Here is a 318-nt window from a genome sequence, read left to right as displayed (position 1 = left end):
AGCCAACATCGATGCCAACTTCTTTGCCGGTTTTAGGCAACTCTTGGATGTCGGCTTCTGCAAGCACGGATATAAAGTATTTCCCGCTTGGCTTGCGTGTAATTGTAGCGTTCAGGATTCGCCCTTCTACTTCACGGCTTTTAGCAAATTTCACTAGTCCAAGTTTAGGTAACTTGATCCGATTGTCTACAATTTCAATATTTCCATTCGTGTAGTTTGTTTGATAAGACTGTACAGGATTGTTTTTACTCTTAAACTTAGGCGCATCGTTTTGTTTTTTGAAAAAGCGATTGTATGCGTCACTCAAATTCCTCAGTG

General features: G+C 40.6%; 1 pseudogene. It reads right to left on the bottom strand.

From position 1 onward, the window contains the following. A pseudogene (locus tag KJS52_RS27080) lies at positions 1-318 on the bottom strand (IS200/IS605 family element RNA-guided endonuclease TnpB); the annotation flags it as partial.

It is taken from the genome of Paenibacillus montaniterrae (genome assembly GCF_018403185.1).
GTDB classification, from domain to species: domain Bacteria; phylum Bacillota; class Bacilli; order Paenibacillales; family Paenibacillaceae; genus Pristimantibacillus; species Pristimantibacillus montaniterrae.
This window is presented reverse-complemented; position numbering and strand designations above follow the sequence as displayed.